We start from the raw sequence: 25,921 nt of genomic DNA, 5'->3' as shown, positions 1-25,921 counted from the left end.
GCTATTTTAGATTGGTATGTGGCGAGGGAGCTTGCTCCCGCGGGGCTGCATAGCAGCCCTTTCATGAGTTCTTCCCGCACAGGTTCGCTGTCATGCCCGCGCAGATCCAAAGCTTTCTCGACCCCGCCTCAAAGACTTACACCCACGTCATTTTTGAGCACGACGGTGGGCAATGCGCGGTGGTCGATCCAGTGCTCGACTACGACCCGACTTCGGGACGCAGCGCCACCGAACAGGCCGACCGCATCATTGCCTTCGTCCACGAGCACCGGCTGACCGTGCAATGGCTGCTGGAAACCCATGCCCATGCCGATCATCTGTCCGCCGCGCCCTACCTGCGCCAGAAACTGGGCGGCAAGATCGCCATCGGTCAGTCCATCAACCAGGTCCAGGGCGTCTTCAAGGCGTTGTTCAACCTCGAACCGCAATTCGCGGTGGACGGCTCGCAGTTCGATCACCTATTCGCTGCCGACGAGTCCTTCTCCATCGGCAACCTCAAGGCCACCGCGCTGCACGTGCCCGGCCACACTCCGGCAGACATGGCCTATCTGATCGACGGCGACGTGATTCTGGTGGGCGACACGCTGTTCATGCCGGACGTAGGCACCGCCCGCTGCGACTTCCCCGGCGGCAACGCCCAGCAACTCTACGCCTCGATCCGCAAGCTGCTGGCCTTCCCCGCCGGCGTTCGCCTGTACGTGTGCCACGACTATCCCCCGGAGCACCGCGAGCCCCATTGCATGAGTACCGTAGGTGAGCAGCGCCAGCACAACATCCATATTCACGATGGGGTCGACGAGGCTACGTTCGTGACCATGCGCACCGAGCGGGACAAGACGTTGGGCATGCCTACACTGTTGTTGCCGGCGATCCAGGTGAATGTGCGGGCCGGTCACCTGCCGCCTGCTGAAGACAACGGTGTGATCTACCTGAAAATCCCGATCAACCAGCTTTAGAAATTGGGGGCTGCTGCGCAGCCCAGCGGGAGCAAGCTCCCTCGCCACGGGAAATGAGTGGTTGGCGAGTCGGTGGCCGGCCCAAACCCCATCCTGTGGCGAGGGCGCTTGCTCCCGCTGGGGCGCGAAGCGGCCCTAAAAGCCTTTTGGTTCAAGTCCCCAACGTCAAGCCATTGGCCGGCAGCGGCAACGCGGTCTTATAGCGCACCTGCTTGAGGGCAAAGCTCGAACGGATGTTCGCCACCCCCGGGACCTTGGTCAAAAAATCCATCATGAACCGCTCCAACGACTGGATCGTCGGCACCAGCACGCGGATCAGATAATCCGGATCGCCGGCCATCAAGTAGCACTCCATCACCTCCGGCCGGTCGGAGATCGCCTCTTCGAAATGCTGCAGCGCCTCCTCCACCTGCTTCTCCAGGCTGACATGGATGAACACGTTGACGTGCAAGCCCAGCATATCGGCATCGAGCAAGGTCACCTGCTCGCGGATCACCCCCAACTCCTCCATGGCCCGGACCCGGTTGAAGCACGGCGTCGGTGAAAGATTCACTGAGCGGGCCAGATCGGCGTTGGTGATACGGGCGTTTTCCTGAAGGCTGTTCAGAATGCCGATGTCGGTGCGATCCAATTTACGCATGAGACAAATAATCCTGTTTTTTATCGTTGTGCAGATTTTTTATCTGCAAATGATCTGAACAGCAAGCTAACAGAGAAAAATATTCTTCTGCGTCGAGCCTATGATTGTTGTAGGACAATTTCCCTTACCCGGGGAAATTCGTCAGCTAGCGCGCCCACTACAAGAAATTCACAAGATCGAGCGTAGAAAGCCATGAACCCAGCGTATGAACCGCTACGCCTGCACGTTCCCGAACCCTCGGGCCGTCCCGGCTGCAAGACCGACTTCTCCTACCTGCATCTGTCCGATGCCGGCACGGTGCGCAAACCCCCTATCGACGTCGAACCCGCCGACACCGCCGACCTGGCCCGCAGCCTGATCCGCGTGCTCGACGACCAAGGCAATGCCTTGGGTGACTGGGCCGCGGATATCCCCGTCGAGATCCTGCGCAAGGGCATGCGCGCCATGCTCAAGACGCGCATCTACGACAACCGCATGGTCGTCGCCCAGCGTCAGAAAAAGATGTCGTTCTACATGCAAAGCCTTGGCGAAGAAGCCATCGGCAGCGCCCAGGCCCTGGCCTTGAACATCGACGACATGTGCTTCCCCACCTATCGCCAGCAAAGCATCCTGATGGCCCGCGACGTGCCGCTGGTGGACCTGATCTGCCAACTGCTGTCCAACGAGCGTGATCCGCTCAAGGGCCGGCAGTTGCCGATTATGTATTCGGTCAAGGACGCCGGTTTCTTCACCATTTCCGGCAACCTCGCCACGCAATTCATCCAAGGCGTGGGCTGGGGCATGGCTTCGGCGATCAAGGGCGATACCAAAATCGCCTCGGCCTGGATCGGCGACGGCGCCACCGCCGAATCGGACTTTCACACCGCCCTCACCTTCGCCCACGTCTACCGGGCGCCGGTGATTCTCAACGTGGTCAACAACCAGTGGGCGATCTCCACCTTCCAGGCCATTGCCGGCGGTGAAGCCACCACCTTCGCCGGACGCGGCGTCGGCTGCGGCATCGCTTCGCTGCGGGTAGATGGCAACGACTTCATGGCGGTCTACGCCGCCTCGCGCTGGGCCGCCGAACGCGCCCGCCGCAACCTCGGCCCAGCGCTGATCGAGTGGGTCACCTACCGCGCCGGCCCGCACTCCACCTCCGACGATCCGTCGAAATACCGTCCCGCAGACGACTGGAGCCACTTCCCCCTGGGCGATCCGATCGCACGCCTCAAGCAGCACATGGTGAAGATCGGCCAGTGGTCCGAAGAGGAACATGCCGCAGTCACGGCCGAACTCGAAGCCGAGGTGATCGCCGCGCAGAAGGAAGCCGAGCAGTACGGCACCCTCGCCGGCGGCCAGATTCCAAGCGCCGCGACCATGTTCGAAGACGTCTACAAAGAGATGCCGGAGCACTTGAAGCGCCAGCGTCAGCAGTTGGGGATCTGACATGAACGATCACAACAACAATATTGCGTTGGACACCGCCATGACCACTACCACCATGACCATGATCCAGGCCCTGCGCTCGGCCATGGACGTGATGCTCGAGCGCGACGACAACGTCGTGGTGTTCGGCCAGGACGTGGGCTACTTCGGCGGCGTGTTTCGCTGCACCGAAGGCCTGCAGAACAAGTACGGCACTTCGCGGGTGTTCGACGCGCCGATCTCCGAAAGCGGCATCGTCGGCGTGGCGGTGGGCATGGGCGCCTATGGCCTGCGGCCGGTCGCCGAAATCCAGTTCGCCGATTACGTCTACCCGGCCTCGGACCAGATCATTTCCGAAGCGGCGCGCCTGCGTTATCGCTCGGCCGGCGAGTTCACCGCGCCGATGACCTTGCGCATGCCCTGCGGCGGCGGTATCTACGGCGGCCAGACCCACAGCCAGAGCATCGAGGCGATGTTCACCCAGGTCTGCGGCCTGCGCACCGTGATGCCCTCCAACCCCTACGACGCCAAGGGCCTGCTGATCGCCTCCATCGAAAACGATGACCCGGTGATCTTTCTCGAACCCAAGCGCCTGTATAATGGCCCGTTCGACGGCCACCATGACCGCCCGGTGACGCCGTGGTCCAAACACCCTTCGGCACAAGTGCCGGACGGTTATTACACCGTGCCGCTGGACGTCGCCGCCATCACCCGTCCGGGCAAGGACGTGACCATCCTGACCTACGGCACCACGGTCTATGTGTCCCAGGTCGCCGCCGAGGAAACCGGCATCGACGCCGAAGTCATCGACTTGCGCAGCCTGTGGCCGTTGGATCTGGAGACCATTGTCAAGTCGGTGAAGAAGACCGGCCGCTGCGTGATCGTCCACGAAGCCACCCGTACCTGCGGTTTTGGTGCCGAGTTGGTGTCGCTGGTCCAAGAGCATTGCTTCCATCACCTGGAAGCGCCGATCGAGCGCGTCACCGGTTGGGACACTCCCTACCCGCATGCGCAGGAGTGGGCGTATTTCCCAGGGCCGTCCCGTGTGGGCGCGGCGTTGAAACGGGTCATGGAGGTCTGAATGGGCACGCACGTTATCAAGATGCCGGACATTGGCGAAGGCATCGCCGAAGTTGAACTGTCGGTGTGGCACGTCAAGGTGGGCGACATGGTGGTCGAAGACCAGGTGCTGGCCGATGTCATGACCGACAAAGCCATGGTCGACATCCCCTCACCCGTACACGGTCGGGTTATCGCCTTGGGCGGCGAGCCGGGTGAAGTGATGGCGGTGGGCAGCGAACTGATCCGTATTGAAGTGGAAGGCGCCGGCAACGTAAAGGAAAGCTTGAACGAACCGGCAAAATCGACTGCCACAGTGCAGGCCCCAAAGCCTGCGCCCGTTACAACGTCCGAACCGGCCCCGGAAAAAACCGTCGCCGTGCCACGCTGCGCCGCCCAGGCCCCTGTGGCCCGCAATCCAGAAGAACGCCCATTGGCCTCGCCGGCCGTGCGCAAGCACGCGCTGGACCTGGGCATTCAACTGCGCCTGGTCCAGGGCAGCGGCCCGGCCGGCCGCGTGCTGCATGAAGATCTCGAAGCCTATCTGGCCCAAGGTCCATCGACCCAGGCCAAGGGCGGTTCGGGCTATGCCGAACGCCACGATGACCAACAGATCCCAGTGATCGGCATGCGCCGCAAGATCGCCCAGCGCATGCAGGAAGCGACCCAGCGCGCCGCCCATTTCAGCTACGTCGAGGAAATCGACGTGACGGCCCTCGAAGAACTGCGGGTTCATTTGAATGAGAAACACGGCGCCAGTCGCGGCAAGCTGACACTGCTGCCATTTTTGGTGCGCGCGCTGGTCGTGGCGCTGCGGGATTTCCCGCAGATGAATGCGCGCTACGACGACGAAGCCCAGGTCATCCACCGCTCAGGCGCGGTGCACGTGGGCGTCGCCACCCAGAGCGACGTTGGCTTGATGGTGCCAGTGGTGCGTCACGCCGAAGCCCGTAGCCTGTGGGACAGCGCGGCGGAGATCTCGCGCCTGGCCACGGCGGCCCGCAATGGCAAGGCCAGTCGCGATGAGCTGTCCGGTTCGACCATCACCCTGACCAGCCTCGGGGCGTTGGGCGGCATTGTCAGCACACCCGTGCTGAACCTGCCGGAAGTGGCAATCGTCGGCGTGAACAAAATCGTCGAGCGGCCCATGGTCGTCAAAGGCCAGATCGTCATCCGCAAGATGATGAACCTCTCCAGTTCCTTCGATCACCGGGTGGTCGATGGCATGGACGCGGCGCAATTCATCCAGGCCCTGCGCGGCCTGCTCGAACAACCCGCAACGCTGTTCGTGGAGTAACGAATGCAACAGACTTTGAACACCACGCTGCTGATCATCGGCGGCGGCCCCGGCGGCTATGTCGCGGCGATCCGCGCCGGCCAGTTGGGCATCTCGACCATCCTGGTGGAAGGCCAGGCATTGGGCGGCACGTGCTTGAACATCGGCTGCATCCCGTCCAAGGCATTGATTCACGTGGCCGAGCAGTTCCACCAGACCCGACACCACAGCCAGGGCTCAGCCCTGGGCATCACGGTGTCGGCGCCGACCCTGGACATCGGCAAGAGCGTGGAATGGAAGGATGGCATCGTCGATCGCCTGACCACGGGCGTCGCGGCATTGTTGAAAAAGCACAAGGTCCAGGTCATCCATGGCTGGGCCAAGGTGCTCGACGGCAAGACCGTCGAAGTTGGCGACACCCGTATCCAATGCGAACACCTGCTGCTGGCCACCGGCTCGAAAAGCGTCAATCTGCCGATGCTGCCGGTGGGCGGGCCGATCATTTCCTCCACCGAAGCCCTCGCCCCGACCTCGGTGCCCAAGCATCTGGTGGTCGTCGGCGGAGGCTACATCGGCCTGGAGCTGGGCATTGCCTATCGCAAGCTCGGCGCCGAAGTCAGCGTGGTCGAAGCACAGGAACGGATCTTGCCAGCCTACGACGGTGAATTGACCCAACCGGTGCACGAGGCGCTCAAACAACTGGGCGTGAAGCTTTATCTCAAGCACAGCGTCGAAGGCTTCGATGCCCAGGCCAGCACGTTGCAGGTGCGCGATCCCCAGGGTGACACGTTGAACCTGGCCACTGACCGGGTGCTGGTGGCGGTCGGGCGCAAACCCAACACCCAGGGCTGGAACCTTGAAGCGCTGGACTTGGCGATGAACGGTTCGGCAGTGAAAATCGACCACCGCTGCCAGACCAGCATGCGCAACGTCTGGGCCATCGGCGACCTGAGCGGCGAACCGATGCTCGCTCACCGGGCCATGGCCCAGGGCGAAATGGTCGCCGAACTGATCGCCGGCCAGCATCGTGAGTTCAACCCGACGGCCATCGCGGCGGTGTGCTTTACCGATCCGGAACTGGTGGTGGTCGGCAAGATGCCGGACGAAGCCAAGGCGGCCGGGCTCGATTGCATCGTTTCCAATTTCCCGTTCGCCGCCAATGGCCGGGCAATGACCCTGGAATCGAAAAGCGGTTTCGTGCGGGTCGTGGCGCGCCGGGACAATCATCTGATTGTCGGCTGGCAGGCGGTCGGCGTGGGCGTGTCCGAGCTGTCCACCGCGTTCGGCCAGTCATTGGAAATGGGCGCACGCCTGGAGGACATCGCCGGCACCATCCATGCCCATCCGACGCTCGGTGAGGCCGTGCAGGAAGCGGCGTTGCGGGCGTTGGGGCATGCGTTGCATCTGTAGCGATGATATCCACCGTGGCGAGGGAGCTTGCTCCCGCTGGGCAGCGAAGCGGCCCTGGCTTTTTTGCGAGTGCTGCGCACTCGAGCGGGAGCAAGCTCCCTCGCCACAGGTGAAACGCCGGGAAAATATGCCTGCCCCTTATCGAGCAGGCTGCGAAACAACCCCGGAATGAAGTATTGTTGTCCCCATCCAAAATACGTCAGAAGCCTTGAACCGTTTCGACGGTTGTTAAGAAATAGAGGGTGTCATGGGTAACGAGAGCATCAATTGGGACAAACTGGGCTTTGACTACATCAAGACCGACAAACGCTACCTGTCGCACTGGCGCGATGGCGCCTGGGACGCCGGCACCCTGACCGACGACAATGTGTTGCACATCAGCGAAGGCTCCACGGCGCTGCACTATGGCCAGCAATGCTTCGAAGGCTTGAAGGCCTATCGCTGCAAGGACGGTTCGATCAACCTGTTCCGCCCGGACCAGAACGCCGCCCGCATGCAGCGCAGCTGCGCCCGCCTGCTGATGCCATTCGTCGAGACCGAGCAGTTCGTCGAAGCCTGCAAGCAAGTGGTCCGCGCCAACGAGCGCTTCATCCCGCCTTACGGCACCGGCGGCGCGCTGTACCTGCGTCCGTTCGTGATCGGCGTGGGTGACAACATCGGCGTGCGCACCGCGCCGGAGTTCATCTTCTCGATCTTCTGCATCCCGGTCGGCGCCTACTTCAAGGGCGGCCTGACCCCGCATAACTTCCTGATTTCCAGCTTCGACCGTGCCGCCCCACAAGGCACCGGCGCGGCCAAGGTCGGTGGCAACTACGCCGCCAGCCTGATGCCCGGCTCCCAGGCCAAGAAAGCCAGCTTCGCCGACTGCATCTACCTCGATCCGCTGACCCATTCGAAAATCGAAGAAGTCGGCTCGGCGAACTTCTTCGGCATCACCCACGACAACAAATTCGTCACCCCCAACTCCCCTTCGGTCCTGCCGGGCATCACCCGCCTGTCGCTGATCGAACTGGCCAAATCGCGCCTGGGCCTGGAAGTGATCGAAGGCGACGTGCTTATCGACAAGCTGTCGGACTTCAAGGAAGCCGGTGCCTGCGGTACCGCTGCGGTCATCACTCCGATTGGCGGCATCAGCTACAAGGACAAGCTGCACGTGTTCCACAGCGAAACCGAAGTCGGCCCGATCACCCAGAAGCTCTACAAGGAGCTGACCGGCGTGCAGACCGGCGACGTGGAAGCGCCGGCGGGTTGGATCGTCAAGGTGTGATCCACGCCTGAGCGTGTCAAAAAAAAGCCCGGCTGTGAAGTCGGGCTTTTTCGTTGGCTAGCCACCATCGGTATCAATATCGGCATCAGTGTTGTCATCGGATTTCGGCCGGTCCGGGTCAGGCTTGAAGCCGGGGCTGAAGGTGTTGTCATTGTCCTGATGGTGTTTTTTCTGATCGACCTCCGGGGTCGCGCTCTGGGCCTGGCCTCCCTCGGTGGGGCTGACGGGGGTATTGGGTGAGCCGGCCGGAACCTGTGGGTCGATGGCCGGATCGTTGCGCGGGGACGACGTTTGCGTCTGTCCTTGTTGCTGCGTGGTTGCAGGTTCGTCGTTCATAGGCACCTCGTTCATGACAGGGCCGCATGTGAATCGGCCATAGCCATTCGAAGGGGACACAATGGCTTCGGTTCCATTTGTTTAGGTCGCCGCGATCAACTGCCCAGGACGCTGCGCACCATTCGGGTCAGGGCATCCGGACCGTAGGGCTTGCTCAGCAAATGAGTGTCGGGGCTCAACTGGTGGTTCCGGGAAATGATGTCGCGGGTGTGCCCTGAGGTGAACAATACCGGGACCGGCGGGTTCTGCACCTTGGCCCAGGCGGCCAGGTCGGAACTCTTGATCAGGCCGGGCATGACCACGTCGGTGAAGATCAGGTCCACCGAGGCGCCTTCAAGCAGCAGCTTCATCGCCGCATCGGCATTGACGGCGGTCAGGGTCCGATATCCGGCCTGCTCCAGCAATTCCACCGACGCGCTGCGCACCTCGTCATTGTCTTCCACCACCAGGATCGTCTCTTGCCCCCCAGGCTCGAGCGAGTCGTGTGGTACCTGTTCTGTGGTTTCAGGTTGCAAGCTGCGGGGAAAATACATCTGCGCCCGGGTTCCCTCGCCCAGGGTGCTGGCAATCTCGATATGACCGCCGCTCTGCTTGACGAACCCGAACACCATGCTCAAGCCAAGCCCAGTGCCCTGGCCGTCGGTCTTGGTGGTGAAGAATGGCTCGAACACTTGGTTCAAGACGTCCGGCGGCATGCCTGCGCCGCGATCGATTACCGACAATCGCACGTAGTCGCCCGCCGGGATGCCTTTGCCGGCACAGGCGGCCTCATCGAGCGCGATGTTCTCGCCGATCATGTCGATGTTGCCCTCGCCGCCCATGGCATCGCGGGCATTGATCGCCAGGTTCAGCAGGGCGTTTTCCAGCTGATTGCGATCGACGTGGATGCACCAGGGTTCCTCAGGCAAAGTCACGTCAATCCGGATGGTTTCGCCCAGGGCCCGCTGTAACAACTCACCCATGCCATCGTAAATGCGCCGCGGGTTGTAGATCGCCGGAGACAACGGCTGGCGCCGGGCAAAAGCCAGCAGTTGCGATGACAATCTAGCGCCCCGCTCCACGGCTTCGATGGAAGCGCTTACCCGTCGCTGCACGTTAGCGTTGTCCGACTCATGGCGGGCCAGCAGGTGCAGGTTGCCGGCGATGACTTGCAGCAGGTTGTTGAAGTCGTGGGCCACGCCGCCGGTCAGGCCACCAATGGCTTCGAGTTTTTGCGACTGGCGCAACTGTTCTTCTGCCGTCAACCGCGCCTGCACTTCTTCGGCGACGCGCTGCTCCAGATCCCGCGTGAACTTGAGCAGCGAGGCTTCGGCGGTCTTGCGCTCGTTGATGTCGATCAGCACGCCCGGGAAACGCAGGGGCCTGCCGGTCGCGTCGAATTCGCATCGACCGCTGGCCTGCACCCACAGGTAATCACCATCGGAGCGACGCACCCGATACTCGACGCTGTAAGGCGTGCCCGTGCGCAACGTCAGTTCGGTCTTCTGGCTAACCTCCTCAAGGTCGTCCGGATGAATGCTCTGGCGTGCGATCTCGATGGGTAAAGCGTCCAGCGGGCAACTGGGCGGGTAGTTGAAAGTACGGGCGAAACGCTCGTCGCCAGACAGCGTGTCGGCTTGGACATCCCAGACGAAAGACCCCAGCAGCGGCCCGGCCGAAAGCGCCAGCTGGATGCGCTCATTGACCGCGCGGTAACTGCGCTCGGCCTGCTGCCGCGCCCGCTCGGTCAATACATGTTCGGTGGTTTCCACTACGATCGCCAACACGCCCGCCGGGGTTTGGTCATCGTCCGGTACCGGGCTGTAGTAAAGGTCCATCCAGACATTTTCCGGCTTGCCATCACGCAGCAGGACCAGTTCTTTACTGCGATAGGACAAGGTGCCGCCGGCCAGGCAGACGTCGAGCACGTGGCGATTGAATTCGGCGACTTCCGGCCAGCCCAGCTCCACCGCTCGCCCCAGCAGATAGGGATGACGGCCACCGGCGAACTCGGCGTAGGCATCGTTATAGATCATGAAGCCCTGGCGGCCCCATAACATCACCATCGGCAAGGGCGAAGCCAACAACACCTGCACGGCGCTGCGCAGGCTGGCGGTCCAATGCTCGATAGGGCCCAGTTCGGTCTGGCTCCAATCGAACGCCCGGATACGCCCGGCCATTTCTGCACCCCACCCGGAGCACCCGTGATTCTGGGATAGAAACTGCATGGCTAGATTCTGAACCTCAAATACCTGCTGGGAGTTGACACATCACAAGTCCCTTGCGCCCAGAGCTTCGAGCGCGGGGTTGGCGTTTGGTTTCATGGCGGTCGATCCGGGCACTGTCCCAGCAAGGGATTCTTCCCTGCCCAGGTCCAAAAGTCCGCAGCACAACAACAGGCTTCAACGGAAATCGCGGCTATGCACCTGGATACCCGCCAGCAACTCCGTCAGGTCGCTCAAGCGTCCGGCGATCAGATGGCGGACCTCGCCGACGCTTTCCCAGCGTCCGTCGACCCGCAGCAATTGCGAGCCCACCAGGATCTTTCGCTGACGTTCGGCCAGGTCGCGCCAAACCACCACGTTGAGGTTGCCGAATTCATCTTCCAGGGTGACGAAGGTCACGCCGCTGGCTGTGCCTGGGCGCTGGCGTCCGGTGACCAGCCCGGCGACGCTGACGTTGCGGCCATGTTCCACAGCCTGCAATTCCCTTGAGCTGCGGCAGCGTCGCGCGCGCAGCTCGGGACGCAGCAAGGCCAGCGGATGAGGCCCCAATGTCGTGCCAAGCGTGGCGTAATCGGCAAACAGGTTCTCCCCTACCGTCGGTGTCGGCAGCTCCACGGGCGGTTCTTCCTGGCTAGGCAATCCGGCGAACAGGCCCAGCTGCTTCTGCACCCCGGCCACTTCCCAGCGCGCACGATGGCGATCACCGGCCAGGCCGCGCAGGGCTCCAGCATCGGCCAGTTGCGCCTGCGCCCGGGCATCGAGTTGCGCGCGTTCGCCCAGGTCGGCCACGTCACAGAATGCCCGCTGCCGACGGGCTGTTTCGATACGGCGGGCATCCTCTTGGCGAAAGCCCTTGACCAGGCGCAGCCCCATTCGGATCGCCGGCTGCTGGCCTTCCATGGGTTCAAGGCTGCAATCCCAGTCACTGGCGCGCACGTCCACCGGGCGGATCTGCAGTTGATGCCGGCGGGCATCCTGGAGAATCTGGTCCGGGCTGTAGAACCCCATCGGCCAGCTGTTGATCAGGGCACAGGCGAATGCCGCCGGTTCGTGGCATTTAAGCCAGCTGCTGGCGTAGGTCAGCAAGGCGAAACTGGCAGCGTGAGACTCGGGAAAGCCGTAATTGCCGAAGCCCTTGATCTGTTCGAAGATCTGCGCGGCGAATTCGGGGGTGTAGCCGTTTTTCTTCATCCCCGCTGCCAGGCGTTCTCGATGGGGCTCCAACCCGCCATGGCGTTTCCAGGCGGCCATGGAGCGGCGCAGTTGGTCGGCTTCACCGGGAGTGTAATCGGCGGCGACGATGGCGATCTGCATGACTTGTTCCTGGAACAACGGAATGCCCAAGGTGCGTCCCAGGACCTCTTTCAATTCCGGCGAAGGAAAAGTGATGGCCTCCTCGCCATTTCGTCGACGCAAGTAGGGATGCACCATCCCACCCTGAATCGGGCCTGGCCGCACGATCGCCACTTCGATCACCAGGTCGTAATAATCCTTGGGCTTGAGCCGGGGCAACATCGCCATCTGCGCCCGGGACTCGATCTGGAAGACGCCGATGGTGTCGGCGCGACTGATCATCTGGAATGTGGCCTGATCGTCCTTGGCCAGCGACGCCAGGGTATGGCGCTCGCCCCGGTATTGCGCGATCAGGTCGAAACAACGACGAATCGCGCTGAGCATGCCCAGGGCCAGAATGTCCACCTTGAGCAGGCCGACCGCGTCCAGATCGTCCTTGTCCCACTGGATGATGGTGCGCTCGGCCATCGCCGCGTTTTCCACCGGTACCAAGGTGTCCAGGGGTTGTTCGGATATCACGAAGCCGCCAGGGTGCTGGGACAAGTGCCGAGGGAAGCCGATCAGTTGCCCAGTCAGGCCCAGCACCCGACGCAACACCGGGCTGTCCGGGTCGAAGCCTCCCTCACGCAAGCGGTCTACCGGCGGAGCTTCATCGCTCCAGCGTCCACAGCAATCGGCCAGCGCATTGACCTGGTCCGGCGGCAGGCCCAGGGCCTTGGCGACGTCGCGCACCGCCCCGGCGCCGTGGTAGCTGCTGACCACCGCCGTGAGCGCCGCACGATGACGGCCGTAGCGCTGGAACACGTACTGCAAGACTTCTTCACGACGCTCATGTTCGAAATCGACATCGATGTCCGGCGGCTCGTTGCGCTCCCGGGACAGGAATCGTTCGAACAGCATCTTGGTATGACTGGGGTCGATTTCGGTGATGCCCAAGGCGTAGCACACCGCCGAATTAGCCGCCGAACCGCGCCCCTGGCAGAGAATATGCCGCTCGCGAGCGAAGCTGACGATGTCCTGCACGGTGAGGAAATAACTGTCGTAGCCCAGCTCGGCGATCAATTTCAACTCAGTGTCGATCTGTGTGCGGACCTTGTCTTCCACCCCCGCTTCCCACCGCCTACGCATTCCGCGCTCAGTCAATTCCCGCAGCCAGGACGTCGAGTCATGGCCTTCCGGCACCAGCTCGCGGGGGTATTGATAGCGCAGTTGGCTGAGATCGAAGGTGCAACGCCGGGCGATGTCCAGCGTCTCGTCGAGCAAGGCGCGGGGGTAGAGATCGGCCAGATCCTTGCGGCTGCGCAAATGGCGTTCGCCGTTGGGGTGCAGGCGTTGCCCGGCCTCGGCGACCGTGACGTGGTGCCGGATGGCGGTCATGGTGTCCTGCAAGGCACGACGACCGCGCACGTGCATGTGCACATCACCACTGGCCACGGCAGGAAGATTCAGGCGTTCAGCCAGGGCCAGCAAATCCGCCAACCGACGGCGGTCGTCCTGCCCGCAATGCAACTGGACCGCCAGCCACAGGCGCCCGGCGAAGATCGACTGGAGCCAATGGCCCTGCACCTCGCCATCCTTGTCATCAGGCACCCACAGCGCCAGTAATCCTGGCAGGGGCTCATCGAAATCCTCGCGCACAATGCGATAGCGGCCCTTCTCGCTGCGGCGCCGGGCACGGGTGATCAACCGGCACAAGGCTTGATAGCCTTCCAGGTTTTCCACCAGCAACACCAGTTTCGGACCGTTTTCGACCTGGATCTCGCTGCCGACGATCAGGTGCAGGTCCAGTTCCTTGGCCGCCTGCCAGGCCCGGACGATCCCGGCCAGGGTGCATTCGTCGGTAATCGCCAGGGCCTGATAGCCCTGCTCCTTGGCCCGACGGCAGAGTTCCAGGGCACTGGAGGCGCCGCGCTGGAAGCTGAAGTTCGACAAGCAATGCAGCTCGGCATACTCAACGCTCATGCGAACCACCCTTGCAGCCACAGCGGCCCGTCTTCGCCCACCGTGCGATAGGCCCAGCCACGTTGCCCAGTGCGGGTTTCGATCAGGTAATAATCGCGACGCACATCGGCGCCATCCCACCAGCCGGTCTCGATGCGCTCCGGGCCCATGAAGATATGCGCCTGGCCTGGCGGCAATGCCTGGGGTTCGTCGAGCAGCCAGCCGGGACGCTGTACGCCCTCGCGCACCGGACAGACTTGGGGGCGAAGCTGAGGGATCATTTGCCAAGCGCATTCAGGCCGATGATCGTCACGAAACCCCAGCCCCTGCACCGCTTCGTCCCCCAGCCGGGCCCGCAACCGTTCGCGCAGTTGTTCCCAGGGCAAGGATTGTTGGGGACGTTCGTCGAACAGTTCCAGGCGCTGGGGCACGAAACTCGGCAGGTCTTCGGCACACAAGCGAAAGCCGCGCACCGGGGCTTCGACCTGGACTTGCTCCAATCGGCCGCGGGCCAGTTCGAAGAGCATCGAAGGATCCCGCTCCGCGCTGAGCAGGCCGACCTTGATCAGCGTATCCGGCAAGCCGGCGTGCTCCAGATGCAAGTCAAAACGCTGCACGCCGCTGTCGCGGCCGCATAGAAAGGCCGCCAGGTCACCGGTCAATCGCCGCAACGGGAACAGCAGCGCCTGGTGGGACTGGACGTCGTAGTTGAGTTCGATGCGCACATCGAAACGGTCCGGCGGTAAATAGAACGACAGCGCCAGGGTGCGGCTGCCCACCAGCGCATCGAGGTGCTTGAGTACCTGGGCTTCGAAGCGTCGTGCCAAGGTGTTTCGGGGCAAGGCCTGGACTTGGTCCAGGCGGCGCAGGCCCATGCGCGACAAAGCCAGGGCGGCGTCGGGTTCCAGGCCGATGCGGTCCACCGGCATCTGTCCCAGGCACGCCTGCAAGGCCTCGCTGTCGGGCACCACCAAGGCGTCATAGGCATTGGCCAACACCCGCGCCGCCACCGGGTTCGGTGCGGCGACGATGCGGTGCCGAAATCCCAGTTCAGTCAGCTCGGCCCGCAACCGCGCTTCGAACACCGGCCAGGGCCCGAACAGGCCCAGGCTCGACTCGATCTCGAACAGCACCGTGCGCGGATAATGCACGCTGACCTGGGAGCTGAAACGGTAGGCCCAGGCCGCCAGGAATTGTTGCCAGTGCTCGATCTGCGTCGCGTCGTATTCGGCCGTGGCGAACCCCTTGCTCAGGGCCTGGGCAGCCGTCATGGTCTGGCCGGGACGCAAGCCCAGGGCCCTTGCCTGCGCATTCACCGCTTGCAATACCCGACGCTGGGCCGGGCCGGTCAGCAGCGCCAGGGGTTCGTCTGGATCGGGGCGCTGGCGCAGCGCGGCGTCCAGCGCCAATTGCGGGAAGAGAATACAGACCCAGCGCATCGCAACCTCAATGCCCTGTCTGTGTGATGAGCGAGGCAAAGGCAATCGGCGCCGAACGGGCCAGCCCGCCCCGGCACTTGAGCACGCGCAATTGCGCCGGTCGCGTATCGATGGCGATGCGCAGGGCCGCCGGCGACGGGTTGATGGCCTCCTGGATCGAGCGCCAGGCGAACGCCAGGGTCTGGCCGGTTTCAGCCGCCACTTGCAGCCGGCGCATGGCCCGGTCATCGGCCTGACGGGGCCAGCACAGCACCACACCGCAACTGCCCGAACGCAGGCATTGCTCGGTGGCCCACAGGGCATCGCGCTCATCGGCGTGGATCACTGACAACTGACGCAAATCGATGCCGGCGTTCTGCCAGGCCTGGGGATAGGGCACGAACGGCGGTGCCACCAGCACGATCCGCTCCCCTGCTGCCGACAGTCGCGCCAGGGTCGGCCATACCAATTGCAACTCGCCCACGCCCGGCGCGGCGATGAGCAACTCCGTCAGGGCCGCTTCCGGCCAGCCGCCGCTGGGCAGCGCCGCGTCCAGTGCAGCATGACCGGTGGGTTGCGGGCTGGCGGCCGGCGGCGCAGGCCGGCCCTTCCAGACCTGACCGCCGTTGAACAGCGTGTCCAATGCAACGACAGCGCCCATCAGCCTTGCCTCAACAAGCCACAGAACACGCCTTCAATGGCCAGGTCCTGGTCGGCTTCGACGATGATCGGCTGGTAGGCCGGGTTGCGCGGCAGCAGACGCACCCGCTCGCCGATGCGTTCGAAGCGCTTGATGGTGACTTCGCCGTCCAGGCGCGCCACGACAATCTGGCCGTTGGAGGCTTGCGGTGTGCGCTGCACGCCCACCAGGTCCCCGTCGAGAATGCCATCTTCGATCATCGAGTCGCCTTGCACGCGCAACAGGTAATCCGGCGCCCTGGTGAACATCGCCGGGTCCAGCATCAGGCGGCTGTGGACCTCGGCATCGGCGCTGATCGGCCGTCCGGCGGCCACTCGCCCCAGCACCGGCACGTCCAGAAGCTCGGGACGCGGCGGTTGGTTCAGCAAGCGGATACCCCGGGCCTGGTGCGGGTTGACCTCGATGAAACCGGCTTCGGTGAGTGCCAGCACGTGTTTGCGCGCCACGCTACGGGAGGCGAAACCGAACGCCTCGCTGATTTCAGCGAGGCTGGGAGACTGGCCCTGCTCGGCGATGCGTTCGCGGATGAAGGTCAGGATGGCGGTGCGGCGGGGGGTGAGAGTCGTCATGGAGTACATTTGTACTCTTTCGGGGTTTCTCTGACAAGCGCCGCCAGTCAGTTCGACAGGTCGCCTGGATTGCCGCCATCGCGAGCAAGCTCGCTTCCACATTTCTTCCTGTGCTCACAAATTCACGTGTTCGCTTGCTCGCCATGGAGGGCTGGCATCTGGCTAGGTTATTTAGGACTGAGTACATATCCATTTTTGCGGTAACGGCAACTTAGGGTTTCGCCCTTACGGCCAGCCCTTTCAAGGTCTTTTGATTTTAGCTGCCTTGAGCACCCGATCCGTTGACACGTGGGCATTCGCGGCTTTGCCTTCCAGCCACTCCTTTGACTTGGGCACTTTCGGGCCTCGTTTGCTCTTGGCGACCGCTTTGGGCTGGATATTTCGAGCGAGTGCAAGCAGGTACTGAGTCAGTCCTGCAGCGGGGATCGGGATGCATAGATATTCTGGCAAGGCTATTTGCATCCCCTCGTAACCGCTGCGTACCTGTACCGTTAGGTGATAAATCGATGCTTCCCAATCGTCGGGCAGGGTCTGGCGATGAGCCTGCTCGACGCTGCGTTTGAGCACGGCCAGAACGTTGTAAGCCAACACGGCCGACGCAAATCCCAGCAGGGCTGCTTTAGGGTTGCCCAAGGTTTCGATTTCACTGTCCAACACCGCTTCCAGGCGCTGGAACATCCCTTCGATGCTCCAGCGACGGCGGTACAAATCGGCGATTTGCTCAGCACTGATAGAGTCGGGCAAGTTGCTCCAGAACAGCAGCGTGGTATCGCCGGATTCGGTGGGTTTTTGCAGGTTCAGTTCGACTCGTCGCCACTGGCGTCCACCTTTTACTTCGATGATTTGCTCGCGCACGCTGCCTGCCGCGACCGCGACAGGCACCTGCCAGACGCTTTCCTTAAGCAGGCGTGGATGTTTGCTCTGTTCGCGAATGATGAACGAGGCCCCGGTATCTTCGCAGGCCTCCATGACCGGGAGCGTGCAGTAGAGTCGGTCAGCCATCCACAGTTGTCCCGTACAGGCCTTTTCCAGCAAGGGCAGCACGCTGACGCGCTCGCTGGCATAGGCATCTTCACAAGGCTGAAGATCAACGACCTGATCCAGGTCGGGGTCGTAAACCACAACGGAAAAACCAGGCCGGGCGGCGCCGCGTTCACGGCGCAAAGCGCCCAGACGCTTTTCGCTGGAAGGCAGGTGGTTACCGTCAACGACCCGTAGTTGCCAGCCAGGCAAAATGGCTGAGTGCCCCAGTTCTTTTACCGTCGGTGCCAAACGCTCTGCGCTGCCGGTGACTAGGGCGCGCAGTAGCGCAGGCTCTGTGCGGCTGACCTTGTCATATAGCGCCGCCAAGCTGACAGGAAGGTCTTCCATCTGCCGCGCGGCGGCATGCAGCGAGGGTCGCAAGCCCAATGAAACAAGGGACATCAGTTCAACGATGGTTGAAAACAAAAGCTCACGTGGGTACTGCCGCTGACGGTGTTCTTCGAACACCTGATCGACCCATTCAGCAGGAACAGCCTGCTCCAATATCACTCTGGTCATGACACTGGCCGGTGCTTTTTTCTCAAACCGTGCTAGAACCTCTGCCCACATCGCTTTCGTCCACCCTGACTGGAGTTTTGCGGGATTTTATCAAAGACCTTGAAAGGGCTGGCCCTTACGGCGACTCACTTTTTTTCAGACGCCAAAAAAAGTAAGCAAAAAAGGCTTGCCCCACCACTAGGCACCTCGCCTAGGCTCGGTGTGCCCTCTCTCCGGCATTGCTCCGTGGGCCCGCCGCGAAGGGTCATCCATGACCCAGCGCGGCTATCCCGGCATCCATGCCGGGATGCCCACTGCGCAATGCCTGCGTTCGGCCAGCGTGGTCAACGGGGCCCCCAGGTCAAAAGCCGGCGAGGCGGCCTTATAGCCGGCCTGTCTCTCCGGCCGTACCCCGATTCAATTATGAGAGCGAGCTTGCTCGCGATAACGGTGTGTCAGTTTTCAAGCTCCGCCAGGTACGCCCATGGATAAATCCCGCGCTCGTGCCCGTCACTGAAGACCAATTGCACTCCATATCCCTGGGCATTGACCTCAACCACTCGGATCCGTGGGTCGACCTGGACCGTCAGCCCTTTCAGGCGAAACGCCCGGCATTGTGAGCATGGGCAGTGGCGGCGCAGTGCCGCGTGGTCCAGGTGTTGTTCGCGGCCGTCGGGCCAGTCGAGCTTCAATTGCCCTTTGCCCTTGGAATTGCCAATCGCCAGGGGATTCATTGCAGTTGGCCCAAGGCAATGCGCACGGCTTTGCGCACTTCGGGGTCGCCGTCGTCCTGGGCTGCCTGCAAGGCCGGGATCGCGTTGCGATCAGCCAACTCGCCCAAGGCCAGGGCCGCTTCTTTGCGCAAGTTGCTGATGCGATGGTCCAGGGTTTCGATCAGGGCCGGCAACGCCGGGGCGTAGCGCAAGCGGCCGAGGCTGCGGGTGGCACGCAGGCGCACTTGCCAATAATCGTCGCCCAGCGCGTCGATCAGCGCCGGGCCGGCATCGGCGTGGCCGACCTTGCCCAAGGTCGTGGCGGCTTCTTCGCGCACCGCCCAGGCCGGGTCCTGCAACGCCTGGCGCAGGGCCGGCAAGACTTGCGCATCCGAGGCCAGGCCGAGGGCGCCGGTGGCGGCGCGGCGCACGTCGCTGTCCGGGTCGTCACTGGCAAGCCGGGCCAGGGCCGGCAAGGCGTCGAGGTGCTTGAGCCAGCCCAGTACGCCGACCGCTTCGCGGCGTACGCTGGCATCGCCATCGGCCAGGGCGGCGATGGCTGCCGGCGCGGCGTCGGCCAGACGCAACTCGCGCAAAGCCCTGAACGCCGCGACGCGCACACTGACATCCCCATGGACGGCCCAAGGCAGGATCACCCTCCCCGCCGCTTCGCTCTTGAGCAGGCTCAGGCTCTGGGCGGCGGCGGCCTGCACGGTCGCGCACGGATCGGTCAGGGCCTGGCACAGCGCCGCGACCACCGGGGCGTCTTCCCAGGCTTCCAATAATCGCGCGGCTTCGGCCCGCACTTCGGCGCTGGGGTCCTGGGCCAGGCGATCGACCAACCACAGCAGGCCTTCGGGCTCTTCAAGGTCGGCCAGTTCGATCAGGGCGATGCGGCGCACGCCCGGGTCCTCGTCGGTGAGACGCGGTTGCAGGGTGAGGATGTCGTCGTTGTCGGTGTCTTCGAATAGAGAGGTCATAGGGCAAATCGCGGCAAGGAGGTTTCAGAGGGAAGCCCGAGAGGATTGAGGCGCGGCAGTTGCCGGCCTTCTTCATGGCGCAGCAGCTCGAGGCAGTGGCGCTTCAAACGGGCGAATTCAGGGCGGGTGACCAGCTCGGTCGTGCGTGGTCGGGGGAAATCCAGGCGCAGGTCCTCGATGATTCGTCCGGGGCGCGGGCTCATCACCAGCAAGCGATCGGCCAGGAACAGCGCCTCATCGATATCGTGGGTCACGAACACCACGGTGGTGCGGATGCGCGTCCAGATATCCAGCAGCAGTTCCTGCATGTTCAACCGGGTCAACGCATCCAGCGCGCCGAAGGGTTCATCCATCAACAACAGCCGTGGCCGATTGACCAACACCCGGGCGATTTCCACCCGTTGCTGCATGCCCCCCGAGAGCTGATCCGGCCAGTGCCCGGCAAACCCTTCAAGGCCCACCAGGGCAAGGATTTCATCGGCGGCCCGGTGCCGCTCGGCCTTGCCCAGGCCACGCATCTTCAGGCCGAAGGCGACGTTGTCGCGCACGCTACGCCAGGGAAACAACGTGTGTTGCTGGAACACCATGCCCCGCTGGGGCGAAGGTCCGGACACTGGCAGGCCGTCGACATTCAGGGCGCCGGTGCGCGGTTGCAGATGCCCGGCCAGGGCGCCGAGCAACGTGGACTTCCCGCAGCCGGACGGCCCCAGGACGCAGACGAACTGGCCCGCCTCGATCTGGCAATCGAGGCCCTGGACGGCTTCGAAGGCTTGGGTACCTTGGCCGAGAACAATGGACAACTGACGGATATCGATCCGCCCCTCCGACGTTTGCATTGCACTCATCAGGCTTTTCCTCGCGGTCGATGCCAAGGCGTGGCCAGCCCGCCCAGGCGTTTGATCAACAAACTGCTGCCCATGCCCAGCACGCCGATCAGCAGCATGCCGACGACGATGTCGGGGTAGTTCTGTACGGTGTAGGACGCCCAGGTGTAGTAGCCGATGCCGTATTGGCCGGCGATCATTTCTGCCGTCACCAGACAGAACCACGACGTGCCCATGCCGATGGCCAGGCCGGTAATGATGCTCGGCGCGGCACCCGGCAGGATCACTTCCAGCAGGATCGCCCGGCGTCCGGCACCGAGGCTTTTCGCCGAGGCGATCAGCCGTCGGTCCACGCCTTCGACGCCGTGCACGGTATTGAGCAGGATCGGAAACAACGCCCCGGTAAAGGTGATGAACACCATCGACAGTTCCGAGGAGGGAAACATCAGGATCGCCAGGGGAATCCAGGCCACTGCTGGGATCGGTCGCAGGACTTCCAACGGCGGCAACAGCAAATCTTCGGCCCATTTCGAACGACCAATGGCGACGCCCAGCGCCACGCCAAGTACCAGCGCCGCGCCATAGCCGGCAAACACTCGCCCCAGACTGCTGCCCAAGTGCCGAGCGAGATTGCCGGACTCCCCCAGGCCGAGCGCAGCCTGGATCACCGCCAGCGGCGTCGGTACGTTGGCGAAGGTCACCAGGCCGAGGTCCCAGTGGCCGTTGGCGGCGAGCTGCCAGAACAGCAGGCAAAGCAGCAATGAAGCGGCTCGCAGGAGCCAGCGTTTGGATGTTGAGAACACTGATTTATCCTCTGGTGTGGAGTCCCTGTGGGAGCGGGCTTGCTCGCGAAAGCGGTGGGTCAGCCTGCAAAGATGTCGAATGTGCTGACGCCTTCGCGAGCAAGCCCGCTCCCACAGGTTATTTGCAAGTCAGCGGGCGGCGACCGCCTGGGTGGTGGCCTCGGTAAAGTCCAAGACCTTGCCGCCCTGGGCGCTAGCAAACTGCTGGGCCTGGCCCTTGAGCAGGAACGCGCTGAGCTGGCCCTTGGCATCACTGGCGAACCACGCTTGTTCGGCCAACAGCTTGATCCCGCTGTCGCTGGCCTGGGCATAGACAGCGCGGATGCCCTTGCCTTCCTGCTTGAGGCTGGCCAGCGCGGCGAAGGCTGATTGGGCCGAGGCGTAATGGCGCACCTTCGGTTCACCGCGCACCCAGATCTCGGCCACACGGCTGAAATCGCTGATGGCTTTGCCAGTCAGGGCGTCGGCCGTGTTGAGGGGCGTCTGGGCGTAGTTGCCCAGTTGCGCCGCGTAATCCAGGTTCGACGCCTTGAAGGCGGCGCGGATGTACTGGTCATCGATGAAGGTGTTGAGATCCAGGCCACGATCAGCCTTTTTCAGCAGCTTGAGGGTGTCGATGGCGGTGCCGACGGCTTGGCGATATTCCGGCTTCCAGGTCAGGTCTCGGGTCTGCACGCCCAGCGGTCCGTGGAACAGGTAATTGACCTCGGCATCCACTCCGGTGACCTTGGCGATCAGCTCGCTGTACTTCTCAGGTTCGGCGGCCAGCAATTGATTGGCCTCGATAGACGCGCGCAGGTACGCCACGACGATCTCCGGGTACTTTTTCGCATAGGCCTGGTCCACCAGCGCGCCATGGAACGTCGGCGTGCTGGCCTGGGCACCGTCGTAGATCTTGCGGGCGAAGCCCCGGCTGGGGAACAGTTCGGCGAACGGCACGAAGTCGGCGTGGGCATCGATCTTGCCCGCCTGCAACGCCGAGCCGGCCACCTCCGGCGGCTGGGCAATGATGTTCACGTCCTTGAGCGGGTCCCAGCCCTGGGCCGCGACGGCGCGCAACAACATGCCGTGGGCGGTGGACGCAAACGGCACGGAAATGGTCTTGCCCTTGAGCTCGGCCAGCGACTGCACGCCCGACGCACTGGGCACTACGATGCCGTTGCCGCTGCCCTGGGTGCTGCCCGACAGTACGCTGATGAACAGGCTGTGCTTGCCGGCGGTTTCAAACGCCACGCCGTTGAACGCCCCGGGGAAATCGGCCATGGCGCCAAAGTCGAGTTTGCCGGCGACCATCTCGTTGGTCAGCGGCGCACCGCTGGTGAAGTTCTTCCATTGGACGTCGTACTGGGCGTCCTTGTAGGCGCCGTCGTGGGGCAAATATTTGTCCAACAGGCCCAGCTCACGGATCAGCAACCCGCCGGCGGCGCAGTTGATGGTGGTGTCCTGGGTGCCGATGGCGATACGGATGGTTTCTGCCTGGGCAGGCAGGGTCAATGAAGCCAGTACCAGACCGGCCAGTGCTGCACGCAATAACATGGGTGTGTCCCCTCGAATCATTTATTGGATATTCGTCTCCGCCGTGATCAGGGCACGGTGGGAAACGAGGGGTGTTCTGAATAGAGCGTCCGGGTGCGGCCGGATGGCTTTTTGGGTGTCAGGACTGGCCGCATTCGCGGGCAAGCCCGGCTCCCACAGGTTTATCGGTGTACATAAGATTTGCGACTGGCTTCGATCCCTTGTGGGAGCGGGCTTGCTCGCGAATGCGGTGTCGCGGTCAGCGCAACAGGTACGGAATCTCGACTTTTACCGCCCCGGTCGGGCAGTCCTTTTCACAGGGCATGCAATACCAGCATTCATCGAACGCCATGTAGGCCTTCTGGGTGGCCGGGTTGATCGCCAGCAGGTCCATGGGGCAGATGTCGACGCAGACGGTGCAGCCTTTGTGGGCGATGCATTTGTCCTCGTCCACGGTGACGGGGGCATTGGAGCGGAAAAAAATTTCCTGGGGTTGATAGGCCATGGGCGGTCTCTCTGGGTGGAAGGCTCACGCCGCGTCGGCACCGACCCGCAGCCGGTCGTAGGCCTGCAGTTCGTCGGCATCGAGGGCGATGATGTAGGGCTCGACAGCTTTCTTGAACGAGGTCATCACGCCGTCGTCGCCCTTCTTCAGGTGGCAATGGCAGAACCAGTCGCTGTCGTTGCGTTGTGGGTGATCGACCCGATAGTGGTACAGGCCCCAACGGCTTTCAGCGCGGAACAGCGAGGCCCGCGCGGCCATTTCGGCGCAATCGCGAATCATGCTGACCTCCATGGCGCGCATCAATTCGTGAGCGTTGTGGGCCTTGATCTGGTCCAGGTCGCGCTGGATATCGCTGAAGCGTTGCAGGCCGATCTGCATTTTCTTGGTGACCTTCGGCGGTTGCAGGTAATCGTTGACGAAGCGCCGCAGCTTGTATTCCACCTGGGCTGGCGGCAGGCCGTGCTCGCGGTCCAACGGCGCATAGACCCGGGCCTTTTCCCGTTCGATCTGCCCGGCATCCAGCGTTGAAAAATCTTTCCCGGCCACGAAGTCCGCGGCATTGTTGCCGGCGAACCAGCCGTAGGTGAACGCCCCGAGCATGTAGTTGTGCGGTACCGCTGCCATGTCGCCGGCCGAGTAAAGCCCCTTGACCGATGTCTCGGCCCGCTCGTTGACCCACACGCCCGATGCCGAATGACCGCTGCAAAAACCGATTTCGGAGATGTGCATTTCCACCATTTGCGTGCGGTAGTCGGTGCCACGGTTGGCGTGGAATTGGCCGCGACTGGGCCGCTCGTTGCTGTGCAGGATCTCTTCGATGTTCTGGATGGTTTCTTCGGCCAGGTGATCGAGCTTGAGAAAGACCGGACCATTGCCGCCTTCGAGTTCCTGATGGAACTCCCACATCATCTGCCCGCTCCAGTAGTCGCACTCGATGAAGCGTTCACCTTTGTTGTTGGCGGTATAGCCGCCCAGTGGTCCGGTGACATAGGCGCATGCCGGGCCGTTGTAATCCTTGATCAACGGATTGATCTGGAAGCACTCCAGGTTCGCCAGTTCGGCACCAGCGTGGTAGGCCATGGCATAGCCGTCGCCGGCGTTGGTCGGGTTTTCGTAAGTGCCCATCAGGTAGCCAGAGGCCGGCAAGCCCAGGCGCCCCGCCGCGCCGCAGCAGAGGATGACAGCCTTGGCCTTGATCACATGAAAGTCGGCGGTGCGGCAATCGAAGCCCATCACGCCGTTCACTGCGCCTTCGTCGTCGGTCAGCAAGCGGGTGCAGACCAGTCGATTGGTGATGCTCACCCGTGCCCGCTTCAACTGGCGGTACAGGACTTTCTTGATGTCATGCCCTTCCGGCATCGGCAGCACGTAGGCGCCCATGTGGTGAACTTTCTTCACCGCGTAGTCGCCGGTTTCGTCCTTCTCGAACTTCACGCCCCACCGGTCCAACTGCTCGATCGTCTCGAAGCTATGGGTCGCATAGGCGTACACCGTCGCCTGGTTGACGATGCCGTCATTGGCGATAGTGATTTCCTTGGTGTACTGCTCGGCCGTGGAATGGCCGGGGATGATCGCGTTGTTCAAGCCGTCCATGCCCATGCTGATTGCGCCGCTGCGCTTGACGTTGGCCTTGTCCACCAGCAGCACGCGCAAGTCGCGGTTGCGCTCCTTGGCCTTGATTGCCGCCATGGGCCCGGCGGTGCCGCCACCGATGACCACAATGTCGTATTCCTGTTCGAGGGTACTTCGAGTCGTGGAGCTGTGGGTCATGCCTGCGTCCCCTTTTGTCGGTCGATCCGCAAGCGGTACTGGAAGGCATCGCCGCGGTAATAGAGGTGTTCGAAGTCCAACGGCTGGCCGTCGGCATCATGGGTCAAGCGCTCGATGCGCATGATGGGCGAACCGGCTTCGACCTCCAGCGCCTGGGTCAGGTCGCTGTCGGCCAGCACCGCATCGATGGCCAGGTCCGCGTGCCCCAAGGTCAAGGCGCAGTCGTTTTCCAGGATCAGGAAAATGTCACGGGTCACCAGGTCAGCTTTTTCCAGTCGCTCACCGAGGGCCTTGGGCAGGTAGGTGACCTCCAGGGAAATCGGTTCTCGGTTGATCAGCCGCACCCGCTTGATCTGCGCCACCGTGTCCCCTTCGGTGATCTTCAAGCGCTCGGCCACCAGCTTGTCGGCAGCGATGAACTTGAAACTGTGCAGGCGGTTGATCACCTCGAAGCCACGGCCGGTCATGGACTCCGCCAGGCCCTGGAGCGTGCTGACGTTCTGGAAGGTCTTGGGCTTGGCCACGAACGTGCCCTTGCCGTGGATCTTGAAGATCAACCCTTCTTTTTGCAGATCCCCCAGGGCCTGGCGCACAGTGATGCGGCTGACGCGAAACAGCGCGCCAAGCTCGCTTTCGGAGGGCATCTGGCTGCCCTGGGGGTACTGGCCGTCGAGAATGCGCGAGCGCAACACGTCGCGTAGCTGGGTGTGCAGCGGCACGCTGCTGAGGGAAAGAACGTTGTCGGACATGGACCCTTTCACTTGTCATAACGAGTTATGACGTGATCTTAGGGAAACGGCCCGGGGCTTGAGAA

Annotated in this window: 22 protein-coding genes; 6 read left to right on the top strand and 16 right to left on the bottom strand. The window is 62.9% G+C overall.

What is annotated here, in order from left to right; all coding sequences use genetic code 11:
* Nucleotides 1-92: 92 nt before the first annotated feature.
* Nucleotides 93-956, top strand: a complete 864-nt coding sequence (locus tag AD663_RS10255; protein WP_003180457.1) for an MBL fold metallo-hydrolase — start codon at nucleotides 93-95, stop codon at nucleotides 954-956.
* A 151-nt stretch (nucleotides 957-1,107) separates the two neighbouring features.
* Here the strand turns inward: AD663_RS10255 and bkdR are convergent, their stop codons facing one another.
* Nucleotides 1,108-1,596: a Bkd operon transcriptional regulator BkdR gene (bkdR, locus tag AD663_RS10250; protein WP_003180456.1), complete on the bottom strand. Its 489-nt coding sequence runs from the start codon at nucleotides 1,594-1,596 to the stop codon at nucleotides 1,108-1,110.
* A gap of 192 nt (nucleotides 1,597-1,788) precedes the next feature.
* On the opposite strand from bkdR, the gene AD663_RS10245 reads away from it, so the two are divergent.
* The 5 genes from AD663_RS10245 to AD663_RS10225 all read left to right on the top strand — a co-directional run bounded on the left by AD663_RS10245 (nucleotide 1,789) and on the right by AD663_RS10225 (nucleotide 8,015).
* Nucleotides 1,789-3,024, top strand: a complete 1,236-nt coding sequence (locus AD663_RS10245; RefSeq protein ID WP_003180454.1) for a 3-methyl-2-oxobutanoate dehydrogenase (2-methylpropanoyl-transferring) subunit alpha — start codon at nucleotides 1,789-1,791, stop codon at nucleotides 3,022-3,024.
* Between the two features lies 1 nt (nucleotide 3,025).
* Nucleotides 3,026-4,084, top strand: coding sequence for an alpha-ketoacid dehydrogenase subunit beta (locus AD663_RS10240; RefSeq protein WP_003180449.1), 1,059 nt, complete (start codon nucleotides 3,026-3,028; stop codon nucleotides 4,082-4,084).
* A complete protein-coding gene (locus AD663_RS10235; protein ID WP_053213663.1) occupies nucleotides 4,085-5,359 on the top strand; it encodes a dihydrolipoamide acetyltransferase family protein in 1,275 nt (424 codons plus the stop codon).
* A 3-nt stretch (nucleotides 5,360-5,362) separates the two neighbouring features.
* The gene (gene lpdA / locus AD663_RS10230) at nucleotides 5,363-6,748 is read left to right on the top strand and encodes a dihydrolipoyl dehydrogenase (RefSeq protein WP_053213662.1); all 1,386 of its coding nucleotides are present in this window, start codon (nucleotides 5,363-5,365) and stop codon (nucleotides 6,746-6,748) included.
* A 247-nt stretch (nucleotides 6,749-6,995) separates the two neighbouring features.
* Entirely contained in the window at nucleotides 6,996-8,015 is a 1,020-nt protein-coding gene (locus AD663_RS10225) for a branched-chain amino acid aminotransferase (protein ID WP_003180442.1), read from the top strand.
* Nucleotides 8,016-8,072: 57 nt separating this feature from the next.
* Here AD663_RS10225 and AD663_RS10220 read toward each other — a convergent pair whose 3' ends face one another.
* From AD663_RS10220 to AD663_RS10150, 15 genes are all read right to left on the bottom strand, one after another.
* On the bottom strand, nucleotides 8,073-8,351 hold the full coding sequence (locus AD663_RS10220) for a hypothetical protein (RefSeq protein WP_003180440.1): 279 nt from the start codon (nucleotides 8,349-8,351) through the stop codon (nucleotides 8,073-8,075).
* 95 nt (nucleotides 8,352-8,446) lie between these two features.
* Nucleotides 8,447-10,558: a PAS domain-containing sensor histidine kinase gene (locus tag AD663_RS10215; protein ID WP_003180438.1), complete on the bottom strand. Its 2,112-nt coding sequence runs from the start codon at nucleotides 10,556-10,558 to the stop codon at nucleotides 8,447-8,449.
* A gap of 174 nt (nucleotides 10,559-10,732) precedes the next feature.
* Nucleotides 10,733-13,810 (bottom strand): error-prone DNA polymerase, encoded by a 3,078-nt coding sequence (locus AD663_RS10210; RefSeq protein ID WP_053213661.1) that lies wholly within the window; start codon nucleotides 13,808-13,810, stop codon nucleotides 10,733-10,735.
* Nucleotides 13,807-15,228, bottom strand: a complete 1,422-nt coding sequence (locus AD663_RS10205; protein WP_003180434.1) for a DNA polymerase Y family protein — start codon at nucleotides 15,226-15,228, stop codon at nucleotides 13,807-13,809. Before AD663_RS10205 ends, AD663_RS10210 begins: the two co-directional genes overlap by 4 nt.
* Before the next feature lie 7 nt (nucleotides 15,229-15,235).
* Nucleotides 15,236-15,868 carry a translesion DNA synthesis-associated protein ImuA gene (imuA, locus tag AD663_RS10200; protein WP_053213660.1) on the bottom strand — a complete coding sequence of 211 codons (633 nt, stop codon included), beginning with the start codon at nucleotides 15,866-15,868 and terminating at the stop codon, nucleotides 15,236-15,238.
* Nucleotides 15,868-16,485, bottom strand: a complete 618-nt coding sequence (gene lexA / locus AD663_RS10195; protein WP_033045973.1) for a transcriptional repressor LexA — start codon at nucleotides 16,483-16,485, stop codon at nucleotides 15,868-15,870. The genes imuA and lexA overlap by 1 nt, the downstream gene beginning before the upstream one ends.
* Nucleotides 16,486-16,716: 231 nt before the next feature.
* Nucleotides 16,717-18,018, bottom strand: a complete 1,302-nt coding sequence (locus AD663_RS10190; protein WP_083455125.1) for an IS4 family transposase — start codon at nucleotides 18,016-18,018, stop codon at nucleotides 16,717-16,719.
* A gap of 434 nt (nucleotides 18,019-18,452) precedes the next feature.
* Nucleotides 18,453-18,731: a gamma-butyrobetaine hydroxylase-like domain-containing protein gene (locus AD663_RS10185; RefSeq protein ID WP_003180428.1), complete on the bottom strand. Its 279-nt coding sequence runs from the start codon at nucleotides 18,729-18,731 to the stop codon at nucleotides 18,453-18,455.
* The gene (locus AD663_RS10180) at nucleotides 18,728-19,690 is read right to left on the bottom strand and encodes a HEAT repeat domain-containing protein (RefSeq protein ID WP_053213658.1); all 963 of its coding nucleotides are present in this window, start codon (nucleotides 19,688-19,690) and stop codon (nucleotides 18,728-18,730) included. Before AD663_RS10180 ends, AD663_RS10185 begins: the two co-directional genes overlap by 4 nt.
* On the bottom strand, nucleotides 19,687-20,535 hold the full coding sequence (locus AD663_RS10175; protein ID WP_003180423.1) for an ABC transporter ATP-binding protein: 849 nt from the start codon (nucleotides 20,533-20,535) through the stop codon (nucleotides 19,687-19,689). The genes AD663_RS10180 and AD663_RS10175 overlap by 4 nt, the downstream gene beginning before the upstream one ends.
* Entirely contained in the window at nucleotides 20,535-21,317 is a 783-nt protein-coding gene (locus AD663_RS10170) for an ABC transporter permease (RefSeq protein ID WP_003180421.1), read from the bottom strand. The genes AD663_RS10175 and AD663_RS10170 overlap by 1 nt, the downstream gene beginning before the upstream one ends.
* 129 nt (nucleotides 21,318-21,446) lie before the next feature.
* The gene (locus AD663_RS10165; protein WP_053213657.1) at nucleotides 21,447-22,853 is read right to left on the bottom strand and encodes an ABC transporter substrate-binding protein; all 1,407 of its coding nucleotides are present in this window, start codon (nucleotides 22,851-22,853) and stop codon (nucleotides 21,447-21,449) included.
* 238 nt (nucleotides 22,854-23,091) lie between these two features.
* Nucleotides 23,092-23,337, bottom strand: coding sequence for a ferredoxin family protein (locus tag AD663_RS10160; RefSeq protein WP_053213656.1), 246 nt, complete (start codon nucleotides 23,335-23,337; stop codon nucleotides 23,092-23,094).
* Nucleotides 23,338-23,361: 24 nt separating this feature from the next.
* The gene (locus AD663_RS10155; protein WP_053213655.1) at nucleotides 23,362-25,107 is read right to left on the bottom strand and encodes a fumarate reductase/succinate dehydrogenase flavoprotein subunit; all 1,746 of its coding nucleotides are present in this window, start codon (nucleotides 25,105-25,107) and stop codon (nucleotides 23,362-23,364) included.
* Nucleotides 25,104-25,856 (bottom strand): GntR family transcriptional regulator, encoded by a 753-nt coding sequence (locus AD663_RS10150; protein WP_003180411.1) that lies wholly within the window; start codon nucleotides 25,854-25,856, stop codon nucleotides 25,104-25,106. Before AD663_RS10150 ends, AD663_RS10155 begins: the two co-directional genes overlap by 4 nt.
* Between the last annotated feature and the right edge of the window lie 65 nt (nucleotides 25,857-25,921).

This window comes from Pseudomonas sp. Q12-87 (genome assembly GCF_001269755.1).
GTDB lineage: Bacteria > Pseudomonadota > Gammaproteobacteria > Pseudomonadales > Pseudomonadaceae > Aquipseudomonas > Aquipseudomonas fluorescens_S.
The sequence above is the reverse complement of the archived record's forward strand: the minus strand, read 5'-3'. Positions and strand labels throughout refer to the sequence as shown.

Excerpts from the sequence above, each read along its gene's own strand:
- lexA (WP_033045973.1), bottom strand. The coding sequence starts at position 16,485 with ATGTACTCCATGACGACTCTCACCCCCCGCCGCACCGCCATCCTGACC.
- AD663_RS10165 (WP_053213657.1), bottom strand. The coding sequence starts at position 22,853 with ATGTTATTGCGTGCAGCACTGGCCGGTCTGGTACTGGCTTCATTGACC.
- AD663_RS10255 (WP_003180457.1), top strand. The coding sequence starts at position 93 with ATGCCCGCGCAGATCCAAAGCTTTCTCGACCCCGCCTCAAAGACTTAC.
- imuA (WP_053213660.1), bottom strand. The coding sequence starts at position 15,868 with ATGGGCGCTGTCGTTGCATTGGACACGCTGTTCAACGGCGGTCAGGTC.
- AD663_RS10235 (WP_053213663.1), top strand. The coding sequence starts at position 4,085 with ATGGGCACGCACGTTATCAAGATGCCGGACATTGGCGAAGGCATCGCC.
- AD663_RS10220 (WP_003180440.1), bottom strand. The coding sequence starts at position 8,351 with ATGAACGACGAACCTGCAACCACGCAGCAACAAGGACAGACGCAAACG.
- AD663_RS10210 (WP_053213661.1), bottom strand. The coding sequence starts at position 13,810 with ATGAGCGTTGAGTATGCCGAGCTGCATTGCTTGTCGAACTTCAGCTTC.
- lpdA (WP_053213662.1), top strand. The coding sequence starts at position 5,363 with ATGCAACAGACTTTGAACACCACGCTGCTGATCATCGGCGGCGGCCCC.
- AD663_RS10180 (WP_053213658.1), bottom strand. The coding sequence starts at position 19,690 with ATGACCTCTCTATTCGAAGACACCGACAACGACGACATCCTCACCCTG.
- AD663_RS10150 (WP_003180411.1), bottom strand. The coding sequence starts at position 25,856 with ATGTCCGACAACGTTCTTTCCCTCAGCAGCGTGCCGCTGCACACCCAG.
- AD663_RS10190 (WP_083455125.1), bottom strand. The coding sequence starts at position 18,018 with ATGACCAGAGTGATATTGGAGCAGGCTGTTCCTGCTGAATGGGTCGAT.
- AD663_RS10175 (WP_003180423.1), bottom strand. The coding sequence starts at position 20,535 with ATGAGTGCAATGCAAACGTCGGAGGGGCGGATCGATATCCGTCAGTTG.
- AD663_RS10155 (WP_053213655.1), bottom strand. The coding sequence starts at position 25,107 with ATGACCCACAGCTCCACGACTCGAAGTACCCTCGAACAGGAATACGAC.
- AD663_RS10205 (WP_003180434.1), bottom strand. The coding sequence starts at position 15,228 with ATGCGCTGGGTCTGTATTCTCTTCCCGCAATTGGCGCTGGACGCCGCG.
- bkdR (WP_003180456.1), bottom strand. The coding sequence starts at position 1,596 with ATGCGTAAATTGGATCGCACCGACATCGGCATTCTGAACAGCCTTCAG.
- AD663_RS10185 (WP_003180428.1), bottom strand. The coding sequence starts at position 18,731 with ATGAATCCCCTGGCGATTGGCAATTCCAAGGGCAAAGGGCAATTGAAG.
- AD663_RS10240 (WP_003180449.1), top strand. The coding sequence starts at position 3,026 with ATGAACGATCACAACAACAATATTGCGTTGGACACCGCCATGACCACT.
- AD663_RS10160 (WP_053213656.1), bottom strand. The coding sequence starts at position 23,337 with ATGGCCTATCAACCCCAGGAAATTTTTTTCCGCTCCAATGCCCCCGTC.
- AD663_RS10245 (WP_003180454.1), top strand. The coding sequence starts at position 1,789 with ATGAACCCAGCGTATGAACCGCTACGCCTGCACGTTCCCGAACCCTCG.
- AD663_RS10215 (WP_003180438.1), bottom strand. The coding sequence starts at position 10,558 with ATGCAGTTTCTATCCCAGAATCACGGGTGCTCCGGGTGGGGTGCAGAA.
- AD663_RS10225 (WP_003180442.1), top strand. The coding sequence starts at position 6,996 with ATGGGTAACGAGAGCATCAATTGGGACAAACTGGGCTTTGACTACATC.